Genomic DNA, 17,343 nt, shown 5'->3' with positions numbered 1-17,343 from the left:
ACAGGGATTGCATCAGGCGCCCGCGGCGTCTGAGAACTTAACAAGGTATGGAATTATGAGTGTTGTAGAAATTAGAGAAGATCTGGATATCGCCGTCATTGGTTTGTCCGGCCGTTTTCCCGGCTCTGACGACTGTCAGACGTTTTGGCGAAATCTGCTCATGGGCGTGGCCGGCATTTCTCATTTCAGTGAAGACGAGTTGCTCGAAGCCGGTCACGACCTAAATAAAATCCGTAATAAGGACTTTGTGCCAGCCAATGGCGTGTTGGCCGGCGCACAGTATTTCGATGCGGAATTCTTCGGATACAGTCAGGCGGAAGCCGCGCTGATGGACCCGCAAACCCGCCTGATGCTGCAATGCGTTTGGCACGCCCTGGAGAACGCCGGCGTGGACCCGGATAAGCGCGGTCGTAATATTGGTTTATTCCTGGGCGCCCGCAGCACGGTGCAGTGGACCATGCAGGCGATGTTGTCCGAGCAGGTGGATAACGTTGGCGGTTTTCTGGCGTCGCAGTTGTCCAATAAAGACGCCATGAGCACGCTGATTTCGTGGAAACTGGGACTGGAAGGCCCGAGTTTCACCATGCAGACCGCCTGCTCTACGAGTCTGGTCAGCATCCATCAGGCGGTGCAGAGTCTGTTGAACGGCGAGTGCGACTTCGCGGTGGCGGGCGGCGTCAGCCTGCTGCTGCCGCAACAGAATGGACACCTCTATCAGGATGGCATGCTGTTTTCCAAGGACGGCAAAACCCGCGCATTCGACGCCGACGCCAGCGGCAGCGTGTTCGGCAGCGGTGTGGGCGCTGTCGTGTTGCGGCGGGCGGGAGACGCCATCGCCGACAACGACCCTATTTGGGCGATTCTCAAGGGCTCCGCCATCAACAACGACGGCGCCCGCAAAGTCGGCTATACCGCGCCCAGCGTGAAAGGGCAGGCGGAGGTGATTCGCGCCGCGCTGCAATTGGCGGAAGTGGACGCCTCCGATATGGATTACATCGAGTGCCATGGCACCGCCACCGGCCTGGGCGACAGCATTGAGTTCATGGCGTTGCGGGAAGTATTTGGCGAGGCGCACGCCAACAGAGGCGAACCTAATCAGTGCGCATTGGGCGCGGTTAAAAGCAATATCGGACATCTGGATTCCGCCGCCGGGGTGGCCGGTTTCATCAAAATGGTGTTGGCGCTCAGACACGGTCTCATCCCGCCAACATTGCATTTCCAACGTCCCAATCCGCAACTGGATTTTGAAAAGTCGTCCTTCTATATCAACACGTGCGCCGAACCCTGGCTGGCGCAGGAAGGTAAACTGCGCACCGGGGGCGTCAGCAGCTTCGGCATAGGCGGAACCAACGCCCATATCGTCCTGCAGGAGTATGCGCCGCTGATGGCGAAGACGCCTATTGAGGCAGCGGGCGCCGAGCGGTTGTTTTTTCCTTTTTCCGCCGTCAATAAAGCCTCGTTGACGCAGCACCTGGAGTCCGTATCCCAGTGGCTGGTGACGCAGGACGGCATTGATCTGCGCGCGCTTTCCCATACCCTGGGCAAGCGTCATAGTTTCTCCTGTCGAGTTCTGCTGGCGGCGGACTCCAAATTCGCCCTGATGCGGGAAATCGAACGTTATTTGGCGCTCGCGGAGGAAGATGATGGGCATGCGTTGATTTATTCGACTCTGGCCTCGCAGATGACGGAAGCGCTGAATGGGGAGCAGGCTCCCCTTGATAACGACGGCATCGAAAAATGGCTCTCCGGCGCCAGTAAGGAATTGCCGCCGTCTTTATTCGGCGGCCTGTCCGGGCAGCCTCTGAAAGAGGTTCCGGGATATGCTTTCGCCCGTGACGATCATGGCGCGGGGCATGTCTCGGATAAAACCTGGGGACGCATCGCAGAAGTACTGTCCGCGCCGGAAGGCAGGAGCCTCTCCAAAAACGCGGCGGGTATGCTGACGCCCTTCTGGAAACCCATACGCTTCCCCAGAGCGCAAGAACAACAGGAGGGCCGGCGGGTGGCGCTCGCCCCGCCATCGTCAGACGCGCTGACGGGGGGGCTTTCACGTCATAATATCGAAGTTCTCGACTGCAACCCCTTGTGTCCTGTCCAACTGCGCAGCGCATTGACGGAGCTTTCCGCTAGAGCGCGCAGCGGGCAATCTCTGACGTTGGCGCTGGCTTTCCCTGCGGATGGCGTCGCAATGGCCGCGGAGTCCCTGCGCGCCCTGTCTGAACTGGGAAGGGGCCTGGCGGATACTGACTTTTCAGGCTACGCGTCCGTACACATCTATCTGCTGGCGCCTGTCTTTTCGACGGGAGACGCTGATCTGCGGCAGGAGGCCGATCAAGTGCTGACGACCGCTGCGTTGAAAGCGCTGGCGTTAGTGGCGCCTCAGGAAATACCCGGTATTACGTGCGCCTGTCTGGGGATTTGTAATCCCAGTGAGAAATGGACGCCGGCGGCGCTCGCCAGGGTGCTGGCGGCGCCCATGCATGGCCCCCTCAAACTCAGTGAAGACGGACTTTACGTGGAGGATTTTCGCTGTCCTGACGAAGACGAAAATGAGGTGCTGGAAGAATCGCGCTTCATGGGCGCGACCTTCGTGATCACCGGCGCAGGGGGCAGAATGGCCAGAGCGATGGCGAAAACCATCGCGGAGCGTTTTCAGGGACGCCTGGCTTTAATCACCCGTCAACAGGCGGATTCGCCCGCCATGCAAAGCCTGCGGCAACAACTCACAGCGGCCGGCGCAGGCGCAGTAGAGATGTTTCCCTATGCGCTGGAAGCGGAAGACGACGCTCTGGCGTTGTTTGAGTCCATTCGCCAACGTCTGGGCGAAATCAGTGTGGTGATTCACGCCGCCGGGGTGACGGATGGCGACTCCTTTGCGCCACTTGCGCAGCTCAATGCAGACCATTATCAGGCGCAACTGGGGCCGAAAGCGCGGGTCGCGCAGGTGCTGGCGCGCGTGTTTGCAAACGTTCCTGTCGAGATGTGCTTTGTCACATCCTCCATGTCCGCGTTCTTTGGCGGAATCGCCCATGCGCCTTATGCGACCGCGAACCTGTTTCTGGACGGCTGGTGTCAACGGCAAAACAGCAAACCCGATGCGCCCCGCTGGGTGGCGGTGAACTGGGAGACCGTTCACTTTGAGGAGGCGTCCCGCAAAGATGCAAACGCCTGGGGAGCCAACGAAACGGCCCTGCTGGGAGCGGAATTTCCCGCCTTGTTCGAACGCAGTTTGCGCGAGTTCGACCGCGAGAACCAAAAGATCTTCTCCGCCGGACAGTTCACCGATCGCCTGTATGCCTGGGGCGGCAGGCGCCCGGCGAGTGGCGCCCATCCAGTTTCCGCGATCAGCAACATCAAGCTGAAGCCAAGGCCCGCCACGGTGGGGGCGGCGTTCGTCGCGCCAGACAGTGCATTGCAGCAGGACATTGCGGCCATCTGGAGCGGTATTCTTGGCGTGGAAGGCGTGGGCGTCGACGATCGCTTTATGGAGCTGGGCGGCGACAGTCTCAAAACCATCGTGATGGCGGAGAAAGTATATAAAAAACTGGGCAAGCGGATCGCTATTCAGGACTTTTTCGCACAACCGACCATTCGGGAAATTGAGCGTCAATGTCTGCTGGAGCAGGAGGGCGCGCCAGTGACCGCATTGGAGATCGATCCCGCCGCGCCTATACTGGCGAGCGCGGATCAGGAGCTGCTGTACATACATCAGACCACTTATCAGGACGCCAGCTATAACATGCCGGTGGCCTTTGAGTGTCCCGCGTCATACAGCCCAACCGCCATTGCGGCGGCGATCGAGCAGGTGGCGGACAGACATCTGGTGCTGAAGTGCTTGTTCAAGCGACAGGGGGCGGATCTGATGATGTTGCCCCAGATCCATGCCAAGGCCAGCCTGGCGGTATTCGAAACCGCTTCGACTGAGGCGGAAAATCGCGCTCGATTGGAGCAGTTCGCCGCCATGCCGTTCGATCTGCACGCCACGCTGCCCATTCGCGCCATGCTGATAACCAGCACTGACGCAAGGCCTCATCAAGTGTTGATCGTCGTCCACCATATTGTCTGCGACGCCGTGTCTCTCGGCATTCTCGCTGAAGATCTGCAAAACATGCTCGCCGGTCGGCCCATGCCTCCTCTGGAATACAGCTACGCGGCGTTCCGTCAGGTGCGACAGGCGGCTGAAGATGAGGAAAAGATCCGCAAGGACAAAGCGTTCTGGCTCGCCAACTTATTGCCGTTGCCGGCGCCTCTGGCGTTGCCCCGGATGGAGGATTGCGACGATGGCGATGAGTCCGTCAGCAATCAGGGCGCGACGCTGGTCCGGTCGCTTTCACCGCAGGTCAGTGACAACGTCAAACAGTTGTGCGATGAACTGGGGCTGCCGACCTTTACATTCTTCCTGGGCGCATTCGGCGTGCTGATGAGCAAGATGGCGCGCGCGGATTCCTTCCTGCTTGGCGTACCGGTCACCGGACGCACCCAGCCGGAAGAAATGCAACTGGTCGGGTATCTGGTCAACATGCTGGCGCTCAAGCTGGAGCCGGAAGCGGATTTCCCGGCGACGGACTACCTGCTGGACCTCAATGAACAGTGGTCTGAATGCGCGCCCTATCAAACTTATCCGATGAGCGCTCTTTTGCAGGACTTGAGCGCAGAGTCCTATTGTCAGCATCGTCAGGGTAAGCATCCTCTGTTCGACGTGGTTTTCGGCTATTTGCCGCAAAGCCTGAACGGCGCGGCTGAGGAGGGGCAGGGCGCCGGGTTGTCGCGACTTGATGTGAGTTCGGACACCGCGAAGTTTGATCTGGTGCTGGAGGTGTCCGAAACCCGGGACGGCTTCGACTGCACTATTCAGTATCGCGAGCGCATGTTCGAACAGGCGACGATACTGGCGCTGTTCAAATACTACTTCGAACTGGTGGCGTCCATTCTCGCGGATCCGGAAACGCAAGTGCAGGACTTACTGCAAAATCTCGATTACCAACCCGTTCGATCTGACGCCGCGCAATCGGCGGAAAGGGATGTGGACTTAGAGTTTGATTTTTAGGGAAGGGCGGTCATGAGTTTTATTGGCGATGTATGCAATGCGCTGGGCGATGTGGCGTTATGGGCTTATGAAGAAGCCAGCATTTATCGGCGCAAACGGGAAGCGCAGCCGTTGATCAGTGAGAGCGATGCGGCGTCGCGGCTGCAGGCGGCGGATTACCGGCAGGTGGAAAAAGTGTCGGATATTGACTCGGCGGAGTTCAGTGAGCGTTACCTGATGCGTAGTGAACCCGTCATTGTCGCAGATGGATTGCAGGACTGGCCGGCGCACCAGCTTTGGAGCTTCGACTTCTTCTGCGAAGAATTCGGCGACCTGTCCGTACGCTTGCAGGATGCGGGGTTCAAACCGAAAGACAATGTCGAGTTGCGCGCCTACCTGCGGCAAATCGCTTCGCTGCCGGAGGTTGAGCTGGGATGCATGCGCCATGACCTGGACTATCTGCGCTATACCTATGACTCTTTTCTCAAGCACCTGCTGTTCACTTGGGGATTTGGGCATCGCGTCAAGACGCAGTCGTTCAGCTTTCTCGCGTTTCAGCGCATTCAGCGGCACTGGAGCCGACCTTATTTTCTGCCCCGGAGCGGCTACAGGATTCCCTGGGTGCAGATGGGCTCGTTGCAGCCGAACAGGCGGATGTGTCAGGACTGGGGGCTGTATTTCTCCGCCCCGGGAGCCTGCACCCGTTTGCATGTGGACGGCATGCGCACCAACGCCGTGTTGTGTCAGGTAGTGGGCAAAAAGGCGGGTTGGATCTTTTCTTCGTCTCTGGAGGGCGCCGCCAGAACCCTTGCGGAAGGACGATCGTTCCCCCATTCGCCCGCCGCCGGCAATGATCCTGGCGGGCAGGCGGACAGGGTTTGGCGCTTCGATCTGGAGCCGGGAGAAATCATGCTGATTCCCAAGGGCCTGACCCATGAGGTGCACACCCTGTCGCCCAGCATTTCCCTGACCTATAACTTCGTCACCAGCCAGGAGTATGACGACTATTTCAAATTCAAAAGCGCGCGCGGTCCGGGGTGGATCGCTGGCGCTCCTATTGCGGCGGCGCCGGCGTTTCAACGGGTATATCAGAAACCCTCCGCTTCCATGATTGACGCCAAGGAGGAGGTTAGCCTTGTCTGATTCAGTCTTGTTTGCGGCGCACAACAGGCCGGACGCCGCCGCGCAGTTGCTGTTTATGCATCATGCGGGAGGCTCCAGTTACAGCTACATGCAACTGGCGCAGAAAATGTCCGATTCGATAGAAGTCTTTTGCCTGGAATTGGCGGGGAGAGGCTCACGCTTTCTGGATCCCCTGACGGCGGACGCCGAGGTCACTCTTGGCGAGATAATGAATGCCATCGAACGACTGGGGCTGGGGCGTCACAAGCCTTTGATGATATGCGGCCACAGCCTGGGCGCTGAGCTTGCCTACCAGACTGCCCATCGACTCAGGCGCGAAGCGCCGGAGATGCGTCTGGGAGTGATGCTCTCCGCGCGCGGCTATATCGATCCCATTGACCTGCGCGGAAGACCCCGGGAATCGCTGTCTGATGACGATATCCTGCGTCTGCTGGAGCAGTACGAAGGCACGCCGCCGGAAGTGCTGGCGGACCCGGAGTTGCGCGCCTATGTGATCGGGGTGATGCGCAATGATCTGACGTTGCTGGCGGCGTTGGCCGGCATGCCGAAGCCGCCGCTGGACGTTCAGGCCTATATTGCGGGAGGGGATTGCGACAGTCGCGTGCCGGTTCCCCGTCTGGCGGGATGGGGGCGGGCGTTCGCCGCGCCGCTGACCCAGCGGGTGTTTACCGGCGGCCACTTTTACCTGTTCGCTGATACAAACGTGGTTCCATGGATTGAAGCCCAGGTCGGGGAGTTGGCGCAGTTACAGGCTCAACCTCTTTCTCTGGGAGAGCTGCCGGAAAGCGCGGCGATGAACTGGGGAGACAGGATCTGACCTACGCAGATCCTGTGGTTTGCCGACAAATAGAAGGACGTTATATGTCCGTCGAATTAATGACAACGAAGTCGAGAGAGAAGTATGTCTGTATTTTCATCAACGATAATGGACTTTTGGATGACCCCTTTTGCAAGGGGAGAGGTTCTGCTCCAGTCCGGGAGTTTGACTGTGGTCGCCAATGCGGCGTTACCGGAGGAAAGACGGCTGATGGTGCTGGAAACCGCGGACGGGCGCGTCATGACGGTCATGACGCCGGCGATGGCGGATAAGCTGGGTTTCTACCAGCTTGACGGCCTGTCGGCGGCTGACCTGCGTCAAAAGCTGCAGGAAGCGGGAGTGGCGCTGCATGGCGCCGATGAGATTTTCTATTTCTCTGCGGAGGATAAAAACACATTGATGCAGGAAGCTTCGGAGAATTGCATCCGTCCTCTGAGCATTCAGGATGAAGCGATCTTCAACCAGTTTCAGGGGGCTGCGACAGAGCAGGACCTGGATGACGCCTATGTCGAGCTGGATCATTGGGAAGTCGTCGGCGCTGTTGTTGACGACCGTCTGGTTTGCGCCGCCAGCATGTATCCCTGGGACAGTTATCCCGGCGATCAGGCGCGCATCGCGGATCTGGGCGTGCTGACGTTGCCTCCCTTCAGAGGCCAGGGATACGCCCGTAAAGTGGTGCGCGCTATTTGCAGACGCGCCAGTGAGAAGGGGTACGAACCCCAGTACCGTTGTCAGTTCGATAATCAGGCGTCGGCGTCTCTGGCCAAGGCGGTCGGGCTGACCTGGTTCGGCAGGTGGGAAGTGATCTCGCCGGATTCCGCTGCCTGATTAGACAACGGAAAACAGATTTTTAAAGCACAACAAGGAAGAAGTTTGTATGTCAAAACTAAACATTGCCGTGATCGGCGGCGGTAATATTGGGTCCAGTCTGGCGTTTGATTGCGCTTTGCGCGGCCATAACGTCGTCGTCGTTGAAAAAGACGAGCCGTCCTGTGAGCAAAGTCGGGCGCGCGTGCTGGAGACGGCGGGTTACGCGCCGTTGTTCAGCCCACTGGCGAAAGGGAAGAAACCACAGGATATTCTGGACAACATTCGCTGGACGAATGAGCTGAATGCGATTTCTGATTGCGCGTTCGTGGTGGAGAATATCCCGGAAAACATCGAGCTTAAACAGGCGCTGTATACCCGCATGGCCGAGTTTATTGCGCCCAACGCCGTTCTGGCGGCCAACACCTCCTGTATTCCCATTACCAAGCTGGGGTCTTTTCATAAAACGTCGGCGCAGGTCATCGGCGTTCACTTCATGAACCCGGTTTACCTGAAACATACCGTGGAAGTGATACTGGGCCTGAATACCTCAGAGCAAACCAAAGACCGTTGCCTGGAAATGCTGGCGATGCTGGGCAAAAAAGCGGTGGTGGTGAAAGATGGCCCAGGTTTCGTCTCCAACCGTATTTCCCACCTGTTCATGAATGAAGCGGCGTTCGCCATTCAGGACGGAATAGCCAAACCAGCGGATGTGGATGCGATTTTCAAGGAGTGTTTCGGTCATAAAATGGGACCGCTGGAAACCGCGGATCTAATTGGCGTCGATACAGTAGTGAACTCACTGGATGTGCTTTATCAGACATTTCAGGATTCGAAATACCGGGTCTGTCCTTTGATGCGCAGCATGGTTGACGCAGGTCACCTTGGTCGCAAGACCGGTAAAGGGTTCTATTCTTACTGACTTTCACGCGATTAATCAGGCAGACAAATAGCTTCCTTCTATTTGGCTGCAACGACAGGGCCTGCACATGTCAGGCCCTGTATTGGTCCTGTCGTTTAACCTGACTTTTAAGCAGATAACTAAGCAGACAACAGGGTCTGCTCAATCTGCTGCAGGTAGCTGCTGGGCATGGCAGGGTAGTCCCAGATGAAGAGACCGCCAATGCCGTTTTGCGTCACCTGATTGAGAAAGTAGCTCAGATTCTGCTGATTCAGGCCGGCGGGCGTCAGCGCCAAGATCACCTGTTTGGCGGGAACGCCATTAGCCATGGTGCGTTTAATGGCCGGTCCGACATTGGCTTCAATATCGCTCATGCTCCACATGGCCGCGGCGTAGCACATCAGGCAAAAGCGGTTCACCGCCCCTGACTGCGCCATGGTTTGCACGGCCTGATTAATTTTGGTTCCCTCGCTGGAGGCGCCGGGGTTGTTGTAATCCCAGCCAGCGAGAAAGGTGTAGCTGCACTCCTTATTGAGCGATTTCAGCTTGCTCATCGTCTCAACCAGCATGTCCACGTTCATGTAGCACTCGTCATCAAAATCCACGCCGGCCCAGTTCTTGGTTTGGGTCGCATTGACGATGGCGCTCACTTCCGCCGCGTTCTGCGGCATGTTGTTCGGCGTGCAGCCACCGCCGCCGTAGGTCCACAGCACTTTGCCCGACCTGCCGGGCGCTGGGGTGGTATCCGGACTCCACCCCGGGGACTGAGGCGTCCCGGTGGTGAGTCCGGAAAGGTTGGTCACCATGCCGTACATGGTGTAAGAGAAGCTTTGAGGGGAAGAGTCTGCAGGGTTTTGCGTCCAGCCGCCAATCACATAGTTGCTCATAGCCATTTCCTTATTCCAGTGATAGAACAAAACAACCCGACTCCATCAGCTTAGTCCAAATCCACGGACCCGGTAGGGGAGTCGTTATTGCCCATGTGACGAGGTAATTTGCAACAGGTTATTTTTATTAATAATTTATATAAAGAGTGCGTTTACAAGGCGAATTTATAACCAGTTATTATGATGGCCATGCATATAGAGAGACCTGCAATAAGTTAAAAAATAATTATGTAACCGTAACCTGATTGATACATATCTGATTTATCTTTTTCAAAAGATAAAAAGAAAACCCGATATATATAAGCGATGGCGGCGTCCTGATAAAAAATGGAATGAAGCCCTGCGAGCAGGGGGGCGTAGACCCGTTCAAAGCCAAATACAGCACGGATTATTAGAGGGCTTCGGGGGGGGATATGGTATTAAGTACTGATGACGTCGTTCAACCATTGGTAGACCCTGTTCAGACAGGCGATTCAATGGATGCCGGCCTGATTCAGAACGCTTTATCACATCGCTCGACATCTTGACCACCCAATGAAAAACCATGTAACGGTTATTTGACTTTTATTGTGTCAACAGTTGTTTTCTTTTTATACGAATGAGTATTATTCATGTCGGCGACGTCGTATTTCTATTATGAGTCGTATTAGTTAGAAACTTAGTATCGCCTATGGAAATGGACCTCAACCCAATAAAACAAGGAGTTAAACATGAATCCTTTTAGAGGGGCAGTCCTGGCGACAATGCTTTCAGCAGTGAGTATGGGCGTTAGCGCCAGTACACTGGTTTTTGATTTTTCAGGAAGCGTCGACCTGACTTTTGACCCGAACTATCACAGCCAGCAAACGATTGACGAATACACTGACCTATTCATGGAGGATGCATCCTACGCGACTTTCCTGGGTCAGATTATTCTTCCCAACTTCGATAACTACCTGACAGGTACGCACCAGGTGAGCCTCAACTCCAATGGCCTGAATCTGGCGATTGTGAGCGGCATGCTTGGCGGTATTGAAGGGACCCGTCAGGAGGCGCCGGACGGCGTCACCTGGACCCCAGACGATACGCAGGACGGCGACAGCGGCGTATTGACCATCGTGGACGGCAATATTACCAGCTTTCAATGGTATGCGGGCCCGACGAACGAAGGCATTATCGGCGCTTACAACAGCAGTGTTTTCGATGGATGGAAAACCAAGCTTGGTGAAATCGATCTCAACTTGAATGGCGCCACTGACTCTATATTGATCGGCGACGTCTACTTTGCATCCAATCAGTTCGGCACAGCCGCTGTAACCATGGTTCCTGAAGCTGACGCTTACGCCATGTGGATGGCTGGTCTGGGTATCGTTGGATACGTGGCCCGTCGGCGCAGCCAGAAAGCGTAAGCTCTGCTATGGTCATTGGCAGACAAATAGACGGATGTTATTTGTCTGATGAATAGATAGTCTGAAACCTAAGCGGGAGACATGGGCGACCAATACTCCCGCTCTCATATGCGCCTGCGCGGCGCCAGCTAATCGACGGCGATGCCGCACACCTCCAGCTCTTTGCCAATGACTCTGAGCAAATCGGTCAGACGCCCGTAGTAGACATAAAACTCCTCCGCGCCGAGATGTCCCTTCAAACGTTCCAGCGCATCGCAGGCGGAGATAATCAAACGCCGGACCTGGACAGGAGCGTCCGGTCTTGCTTTGAGGTCCTGCAGTTGCCTGCGCTTGGCGTCGATAACCTGTTGCTTGGGCTCTTCGCTCACGTTGTCGTCAATCAGCAGCTTGCGCCAGTCGCCGTCAATCAAAGATTGAGTCATCCTTTTCGTTCTCCCTAATCACAGCTTTTTGTGGTCCCTTATGGCCTGTTTTGTTGTTCAACCGCTTAACCTAACCAGTCTAGCTCATCTCGGTTCGATGTGGAGTCGTTGCGCAAACCTCTATTTTCAACGCGGCCCACCGGGAAGAGGCTGCGGGCTTGCAACCCGCTTCGCCGAGTTATCCTCTTTATGTAATAAGAGCATCCTATTTCGTAATAGTAAGTATCCTATTTCGTAATAGTAAGGAAACGGAATCTCCTCTAGAATGGCCCTCGCTTGGTGCTACACAGACGCCATCCATGGATCTTGGATTTTCCGTCGCTTGAAGCGTGCGTCATGGCTTCGATTCTTTTCATTCAGGTCATTCACGACTTCAGCGCACTGTGTTCGGCGTCCGCCTTAATATTCTTTAGAGCGCAGGATCGCGTTCTTAATGTGAGTGACGAATTGCAATGTTCTGTCCGATCAAACTTACCGCATGGATTACTGCGGGCCTGTCATTGTTATACTGCACAGCGGCGCAGGGTAAAGTCGGAGACGCCTGGGAATTCAGCACAGGCAGCTATCTGCGTCATGAAGACAACCTGTTTCGGTCAACCTCCGACAACGCAAGAAATGAACAGATTGTGTCCACCTTCGCGGCGATCAGCGGCGAGCAGTCGCTTTCGCGTCAAAACCTGAAACTGGACGCCCGGTTTTCCGACAACCGCTACCATCATTACGACTACTTGGATTACTCCGCCTGGGAAGCCGAAGCGGCCTGGGACTGGCTGGCGACCAGCCGCTTGCAGGGCGTGCTCGGCGCCGACTACAACGAATCCATCAACAGCTTCGCCGACTTCTCCGGAACCGAACAGAATATCCGCACCCGGCGCCGCTATTACCTGGACGCTGACTGGCGTGTCGTCGGGCGTTGGCGACTGCTGGCCGGCGGCGCTCATTACGAGCAGGAAAACAGCTCGTTGTACCGCGTTGAAGGGGACTATCAGTCTGATTCTCTGGAACTGGGCGTGGGCTATGAGACGCCTTCCGGCAGCACTATTTCTTTGTTTCTACGCAAGACGGACGGCGATTACGCCAATCGCGTGATCAGCACAGCGGATCGTGTGGATTCCGGTTTCGAACAGAGCCTGGTGGAAATGCGCTTCCTGTGGATCTTCAGCGGCAAATCAAAAATCCGCGGCAGCCTGGGATATGTCGATCGCGAGCATGACCACTACGGTGAAAGAGACTATCAGGGCGGCATTGGCGCGCTGAGCCTGGATTATCAATGGACAGGATCAACCAGTGTGACCGCCGCGGTTGAACAAAGTCTCGTGTCCTATCAAAGTTCGCCGGTTACTGACGTCGGTAAGGTGACAGCGAGTCAAGCTTACTATAACAGCAGCTATTATCGGCGGCGCCTGATCTCCATCGGACCGTTGTGGCGCTACTCCGCCAAAGTGAGTCTGCATGCCCGCTGGCGCTATGAAGAAAGGGACTATGAGGGAGGTTTGCTGGCTGACCTGGATGGGCGAAAAGACCGCTTGCAAACGCTGGTTGTAGGGGGTGATTGGACCCCCGCCAACTGCGTCCTGATAGGCGCCGCGCTGCAACGGGAGAAGCGCAATTCGAGTCAACCGAATGCTGATTTCATCAGCGATATGGCGACGTTATCGTTAACCTTTACTTTTTAGTGAGAATCACTATCACTGAAAAATTTTTAGGTTTAGTATGTAGCCCACATGTAGGAATGTGTAACTGTGTGGTCAATCGCGCCGCACATATTAACTAAAGGATTTAGCAATGTTTCTCCATAGAACTTCCTTTCCGAAGGTAGTCTTTCTGGCCGCCCTGACGGGTTCTTTGGCCGGGTGCGGCGGCGCAGGCGAGGCGACGGACGCAACCCAGGTGGTCGCCAAAGTCAACGGCTCGGAAATCTCTATTCATCAGCTTAACGCCATACTCGCCAAGCAGCCCTCCCAGGGCGACAGCTCCGACTCGGCGCGGGCGCAGGCATTGGATGAGCTGGTGGAGCAGCAAGTCGCCTACGACAAGGCGCTGGAACTCAAGCTGGACCGCAACCCTGACGTGGTCATGGCGATAGAATCCATGAAGAAAAGCATCATCGCCCGGGCGTATCTGCAGCAGGTGATCGGCGCGCTTTCACAACCGTCCGCAGAAGAAATTCATCAGTATTACGAAGACCATCCCGCGTTATTCGCCGAGCGCAAGCTTTACAGCCTGCAGGAAGTCGCCATTGAGCCTCGGGATGATCTGTTTGAGCCGCTTAAAGATAAAGTTAGTAGCGCCGGGCAGCTGGAAGACATCGTGTCCTGGTTAAAATCCGAGGGCGTCCAATATCGCGTCAACGCGGCGAACCGCTCCGCAGAGCAGATCGGTCTGGATCTGTTGACCCAGGTGGCCAAGCTTGAAGACGGCGCGATGACGCTGTTCCAGGGGCCCAACAACTACCTTGTCGTCAGGGTGGCCGCTTCGCAGAAAAGGCCAGTGTCGGAAGAGGACGCCAAATCCCGTATTACCCAGTTTCTTCATAATCTGAAGGTACAAAAAACCGTTACCGAAGAAGTGGAGCGCTTAAAAAACAGCGCCGCCATTGAGTATGTCGGCGACTTCAAGCGGCTCGCCATCCCTGGGGCAGACGGGGAGAAAGGAATTGAAAACAGCGGCGTCGAAGGCGGAGAGGATATCCGCAATGCCGACGCCGTTTCTATGCAACTGGGAAATGATGCGTAACGGCGCCTGAAAAAAATGGAAGCTTTATTTTCTTACGTCATGCAATTGACGCAAATGCGAACAAAGATAGTGCTGTGTCTGTTGACGCTGATTGTGTTCACGCCGGCTGGGGCGGAGGTCGCTGGCCTGAATTACCGCCTGGCCCCCGGGGACGCGATTCGCATCAACGTATTTCAACAACCGGACCTGACTCTGGACACCCGTATTTCGGAAAACGGAAGTATTACTTACCCGCTGATCGGCAGTCTGCAATTGGGCGGAGAAACCCTGGCGGCGGCGGAGCAGCAAATCGCCGCCGGCTTGCGTCAGGGCAAGTACGTGAAAGACCCCCAGGTCACCATTACGTTACTGGAAATTCGCGGCAACCAGGTTTCGGTGCTGGGGCAGGTGAGCCGGCCCGGCCGTTTTCCTTTGGAAACGCAAAAGACCCGGCTTTCCGACGTGCTGGCGATGGCTGGCGGCGTCACCCCGTCAGGCTCCGACATTGTCGTGGTGTCGGGGATTCGCGAGGGCAGGCCGTTCCACAGAGAAGTGGATTTCCCCGCCATTTTCGCCCAGGGAGAGCGCAACGATAACATCCTGGTGGCCGGCGGCGACGTGATCTTTGTGGATAAGGCCCCGGTGTATTACATCTACGGCGAGGTGCAACGTCCCGGCGTCTACCGGGTCGAGCGCAACATGACCGTACAACAGGCCCTGGCCCAGGGCGGGGGAATCAGCCTGCGGGGCACTGATAGCGGCATCAAGGTGTATCGCAAGGACGCCAAAGGCGACGTGGAGTTGAAAGAGTCGGAGCTGTACGACCTCGTGCGCGCCGATGACGTTATCTACATTCGCGAAAGTTTGTTCTAGGAAAGATCTGTTCCAGGAAAGATAAGTAATGACCTTGAAACATGTATTACTGGTTCTGTGGGCGCGGCGCTGGGTGGTGCTGAGCGTCTTGCTGGCCACGATAACGACCACCGCCGTAGTCAGCCTGCTCATCCCTAAAGAATATACGGCCTCCACCACTGTGGTGCTGGACGTGCAGACGCCCGACCGTATTGTCGGCATGGTGCTGCCAGGCATGATGTCGCCAGGTTATATGGCGACGCAGATGGATATCATCACCAGCGACCGCGTCGCCCAGGGCGTGGTGCGGCTGCTCAAGCTCGACGAGAACCCGGAGACCCGTGAAAAGTGGCTGGAGGAAACCGGCGGGCAGGGGACCATCGCCGTATGGCTGGCTCCGGGCCTGAAGAAGAGCCTGGAAGTCAGTCCCGCCCGGGAAAGCAATGTCATCAGTGTGGAGTTCAGCGCCACGGATCCCCGTTTCGCCGCCACCGCCGCCAACGCATTCGCACAAGCCTATATCGACACCACTATCGATCTGCGGGCGGAGCCGGCGAGAAAGTACGCCGCCTGGTTTGAGCAACAATACGACATCCAGCGCGAACGGCTGCAAAAAGCGCAGAGAGCCTTGTCCGACTTTCAGCAGAAAACCGGTATCGTGGTGACCAATGATCGCCTGGATTTCGAAAACCAGAAGTTGGGCGAGTTGACTGCGCAGCTGAGTCTGGCCCTGGCGGAAGGCACGGATTCCTCCAGCAAGCAGGGCTTCAATCAAGGCAGTGATACGCTGCCGGAAATCATGCGCAACCCGCTGATAATTCAGCTCAAGACCGACATTGCGCGCATGGATTCGCGGCTGCAGGAGTTGTCCGAGGACTATGGCGTCAACCATCCTCAATACAAAAGCGCTGCTTCCGAGCTGGCCAGCATGAAGTCGCGGCTGCGCATGGAAACCGCCAAGATCGCGGAATCCATTTCCACCGTGGGACGCGTCAGCAAAGCCAAGCAGGCGGAATTGAAAGCAGCCATCGAAGCGCAGAAAAAGAAAATGCTTGAGCTGAAAAGCCAGCATGATCAGATTCAGATTCTGTCCCATCAGGTGGAAACCGCGCAGCGGGATTTCGACGCCATCAGTCAGCGCCTCACGCAAAGTCAGCTGGAGGCGCAAACCGTGCAGACCAATGTTTCCATACTGACGCCGGCGTCGCCGCCCCTCAAGCACAGCAAGCCGATGTTGTTCCTCAATCTTGTCATCGCGGTGATGCTGGGGGGACTGTTGTCTGTCGGCGCGGCGCTGATTCTGGAATTACGCAACCCTGTAGTGCGTTCCATTGAGGACTTGCAATCCGCACTTGGCGTCCCTGTATTGGCGCAATTGAGTAAAGCGCCGGTATCCATGATGAAGCAAAAAGAAGGGAAGACCGATACCGCCAGACCGTCAGGACTGAAAACCGGGGCGATGGCGGGCGGCTCTTATCCCTTGGCGGGAGAAGCCTGATGACTATGGAAGCTCAAAGCCTCAGCAGCCATTCGCCATCCATTGGCGCCATATTGATCGACAGTGGGCGACTGGAGCCCGCCGACGCCGAACAGATTCTGCGCTTGCAGCAAAGCAAACCCGGTCTGCGCTTCGGCGACGCCGCCATGCAACTGGGTTTGCTGGAAGAGCAGGACATTCAGTTCGCTCTGTCGCGGCAGTTTGTCTACTCCTATTTGCACGCGTCCGATGACCGCATCAGTCAGGAAGTAGTCGCTGCGTTCAATCCGTTCAGTCATATCGTTGAACAACTGCGGGCGCTGCGCAGCCAATTACTGCTGCGCTGGTTCGACGCGCAGAACGGGCGTAAAGCCTTGTCGGTGGTCAGCGCCAACCATGGCGAGGGGCGCAGCTTTGTCGCCGCCAATCTGGCGGTGGTGTTCTCGCAACTGGGCGAACGCACGCTGATTGTGGACGCCGACCTGCGCGCGCCGCGGCAGCATGAGCTGTTCAAGCGCGCAAATAAGTTTGGTTTCTCCACGGTTCTGGCCGACCGCATTCCCTGGCGGGAGGCGGTGAGGCGGATAGAAGGCCTGCAGGGGCTCTTTTTGATGACCGCCGGGGCGATTCCGCCCAATCCCCAGGAGTTGCTCAGCCGGCCGCGTTTCGCCAGCCTGGTGGAGGAACTGAAAGAGCACTACGACATTGTCATCTTCGACACTCCGCCGGCATCGTCGGTCTCCGACGCGCAGCCGATTTCCGCACAGGCGGGCGGGGCGCTGGTGGTGGCGAACCAGCACAAAACCGCCGTCAGAGGCCTCAAATCCCTGGTGGCGAATCTGGAGCAAAACGGCGTCGCCATCGCCGGGAGTCTTTTGAACAAAACCTGACACTCACGCGCGCGAAGC

At 56.6% G+C, this 17,343-nt stretch carries 13 protein-coding genes; 11 read left to right on the top strand and 2 right to left on the bottom strand.

Features of this window, described 5'->3' with window-relative positions; genetic code table 11:
* Positions 1 to 55 precede the first annotated feature (55 nt).
* The 5 genes from O5O45_RS10690 to O5O45_RS10670 all read left to right on the top strand — a co-directional run bounded on the left by O5O45_RS10690 (position 56) and on the right by O5O45_RS10670 (position 8,715).
* A complete protein-coding gene (locus O5O45_RS10690) occupies positions 56 to 5,047 on the top strand; it encodes an SDR family NAD(P)-dependent oxidoreductase (RefSeq protein ID WP_305905207.1) in 4,992 nt (1,663 codons plus the stop codon).
* A gap of 12 nt (positions 5,048 to 5,059) precedes the next feature.
* A complete protein-coding gene (locus tag O5O45_RS10685; RefSeq protein WP_305905206.1) occupies positions 5,060 to 6,169 on the top strand; it encodes a cupin-like domain-containing protein in 1,110 nt (369 codons plus the stop codon).
* Positions 6,162 to 6,986 (top strand): thioesterase II family protein, encoded by an 825-nt coding sequence (locus tag O5O45_RS10680; protein WP_305905205.1) that lies wholly within the window; start codon positions 6,162 to 6,164, stop codon positions 6,984 to 6,986. Before O5O45_RS10685 ends, O5O45_RS10680 begins: the two co-directional genes overlap by 8 nt.
* A 120-nt stretch (positions 6,987 to 7,106) precedes the next feature.
* On the top strand, positions 7,107 to 7,814 hold the full coding sequence (locus O5O45_RS10675) for a GNAT family N-acetyltransferase (RefSeq protein ID WP_305905204.1): 708 nt from the start codon (positions 7,107 to 7,109) through the stop codon (positions 7,812 to 7,814).
* Between the two features lie 49 nt (positions 7,815 to 7,863).
* On the top strand, positions 7,864 to 8,715 hold the full coding sequence (locus O5O45_RS10670; RefSeq protein ID WP_305905203.1) for a 3-hydroxyacyl-CoA dehydrogenase family protein: 852 nt from the start codon (positions 7,864 to 7,866) through the stop codon (positions 8,713 to 8,715).
* A 119-nt stretch (positions 8,716 to 8,834) separates the two neighbouring features.
* Here O5O45_RS10670 and O5O45_RS10665 read toward each other — a convergent pair whose 3' ends face one another.
* Complete coding sequence (locus O5O45_RS10665) at positions 8,835 to 9,581, bottom strand: hypothetical protein (protein ID WP_305905202.1); 747 nt, start codon at positions 9,579 to 9,581, stop codon at positions 8,835 to 8,837.
* 710 nt (positions 9,582 to 10,291) lie between these two features.
* On the opposite strand from O5O45_RS10665, the gene O5O45_RS10660 reads away from it, so the two are divergent.
* Entirely contained in the window at positions 10,292 to 10,969 is a 678-nt protein-coding gene (locus tag O5O45_RS10660; RefSeq protein ID WP_305905201.1) for a PEP-CTERM sorting domain-containing protein, read from the top strand.
* A gap of 128 nt (positions 10,970 to 11,097) precedes the next feature.
* Here the strand turns inward: O5O45_RS10660 and O5O45_RS10655 are convergent, their stop codons facing one another.
* Complete coding sequence (locus O5O45_RS10655) at positions 11,098 to 11,391, bottom strand: hypothetical protein (protein ID WP_305905200.1); 294 nt, start codon at positions 11,389 to 11,391, stop codon at positions 11,098 to 11,100.
* A 452-nt stretch (positions 11,392 to 11,843) separates the two neighbouring features.
* Between O5O45_RS10655 and epsL the strand changes: the two genes are divergently transcribed.
* From epsL to epsG, 5 genes are all read left to right on the top strand, one after another.
* Complete coding sequence (gene epsL, locus O5O45_RS10650) at positions 11,844 to 13,067, top strand: XrtB/PEP-CTERM-associated polysaccharide biosynthesis outer membrane protein EpsL (protein ID WP_305905199.1); 1,224 nt, start codon at positions 11,844 to 11,846, stop codon at positions 13,065 to 13,067.
* A 109-nt stretch (positions 13,068 to 13,176) separates the two neighbouring features.
* The gene (locus tag O5O45_RS10645; RefSeq protein ID WP_305905198.1) at positions 13,177 to 14,127 is read left to right on the top strand and encodes an EpsD family peptidyl-prolyl cis-trans isomerase; all 951 of its coding nucleotides are present in this window, start codon (positions 13,177 to 13,179) and stop codon (positions 14,125 to 14,127) included.
* A gap of 15 nt (positions 14,128 to 14,142) precedes the next feature.
* Positions 14,143 to 14,979: a polysaccharide export protein EpsE gene (epsE, locus tag O5O45_RS10640; RefSeq protein WP_305905197.1), complete on the top strand. Its 837-nt coding sequence runs from the start codon at positions 14,143 to 14,145 to the stop codon at positions 14,977 to 14,979.
* Between the two features lie 28 nt (positions 14,980 to 15,007).
* Positions 15,008 to 16,456, top strand: coding sequence for a chain length determinant protein EpsF (gene epsF / locus O5O45_RS10635; protein WP_305905196.1), 1,449 nt, complete (start codon positions 15,008 to 15,010; stop codon positions 16,454 to 16,456).
* Positions 16,456 to 17,325: a chain length determinant protein tyrosine kinase EpsG gene (gene epsG / locus O5O45_RS10630; RefSeq protein ID WP_305905195.1), complete on the top strand. Its 870-nt coding sequence runs from the start codon at positions 16,456 to 16,458 to the stop codon at positions 17,323 to 17,325. The genes epsF and epsG overlap by 1 nt, the downstream gene beginning before the upstream one ends.
* Positions 17,326 to 17,343 lie beyond the last annotated feature (18 nt).

Origin of the sequence: Hahella sp. HNIBRBA332, from assembly GCF_030719035.1 — a bacterium.
Lineage (GTDB): Bacteria > Pseudomonadota > Gammaproteobacteria > Pseudomonadales > Oleiphilaceae > Hahella.
This window is presented reverse-complemented; position numbering and strand designations above follow the sequence as displayed.

What these genes read in the sequence shown, in the direction of transcription:
- O5O45_RS10665 (WP_305905202.1), bottom strand. Translation starts at nt 9,581, where the DNA reads ATGAGCAACTATGTGATTGGCGGCTGGACGCAAAACCCTGCAGACTCT.
- epsF (WP_305905196.1), top strand. Translation starts at nt 15,008, where the DNA reads ATGACCTTGAAACATGTATTACTGGTTCTGTGGGCGCGGCGCTGGGTG.
- O5O45_RS10685 (WP_305905206.1), top strand. Translation starts at nt 5,060, where the DNA reads ATGAGTTTTATTGGCGATGTATGCAATGCGCTGGGCGATGTGGCGTTA.
- O5O45_RS10675 (WP_305905204.1), top strand. Translation starts at nt 7,107, where the DNA reads ATGACCCCTTTTGCAAGGGGAGAGGTTCTGCTCCAGTCCGGGAGTTTG.
- O5O45_RS10660 (WP_305905201.1), top strand. Translation starts at nt 10,292, where the DNA reads ATGAATCCTTTTAGAGGGGCAGTCCTGGCGACAATGCTTTCAGCAGTG.
- O5O45_RS10655 (WP_305905200.1), bottom strand. Translation starts at nt 11,391, where the DNA reads ATGACTCAATCTTTGATTGACGGCGACTGGCGCAAGCTGCTGATTGAC.
- epsE (WP_305905197.1), top strand. Translation starts at nt 14,143, where the DNA reads ATGGAAGCTTTATTTTCTTACGTCATGCAATTGACGCAAATGCGAACA.
- epsG (WP_305905195.1), top strand. Translation starts at nt 16,456, where the DNA reads ATGACTATGGAAGCTCAAAGCCTCAGCAGCCATTCGCCATCCATTGGC.
- epsL (WP_305905199.1), top strand. Translation starts at nt 11,844, where the DNA reads ATGTTCTGTCCGATCAAACTTACCGCATGGATTACTGCGGGCCTGTCA.
- O5O45_RS10690 (WP_305905207.1), top strand. Translation starts at nt 56, where the DNA reads ATGAGTGTTGTAGAAATTAGAGAAGATCTGGATATCGCCGTCATTGGT.
- O5O45_RS10670 (WP_305905203.1), top strand. Translation starts at nt 7,864, where the DNA reads ATGTCAAAACTAAACATTGCCGTGATCGGCGGCGGTAATATTGGGTCC.
- O5O45_RS10645 (WP_305905198.1), top strand. Translation starts at nt 13,177, where the DNA reads ATGTTTCTCCATAGAACTTCCTTTCCGAAGGTAGTCTTTCTGGCCGCC.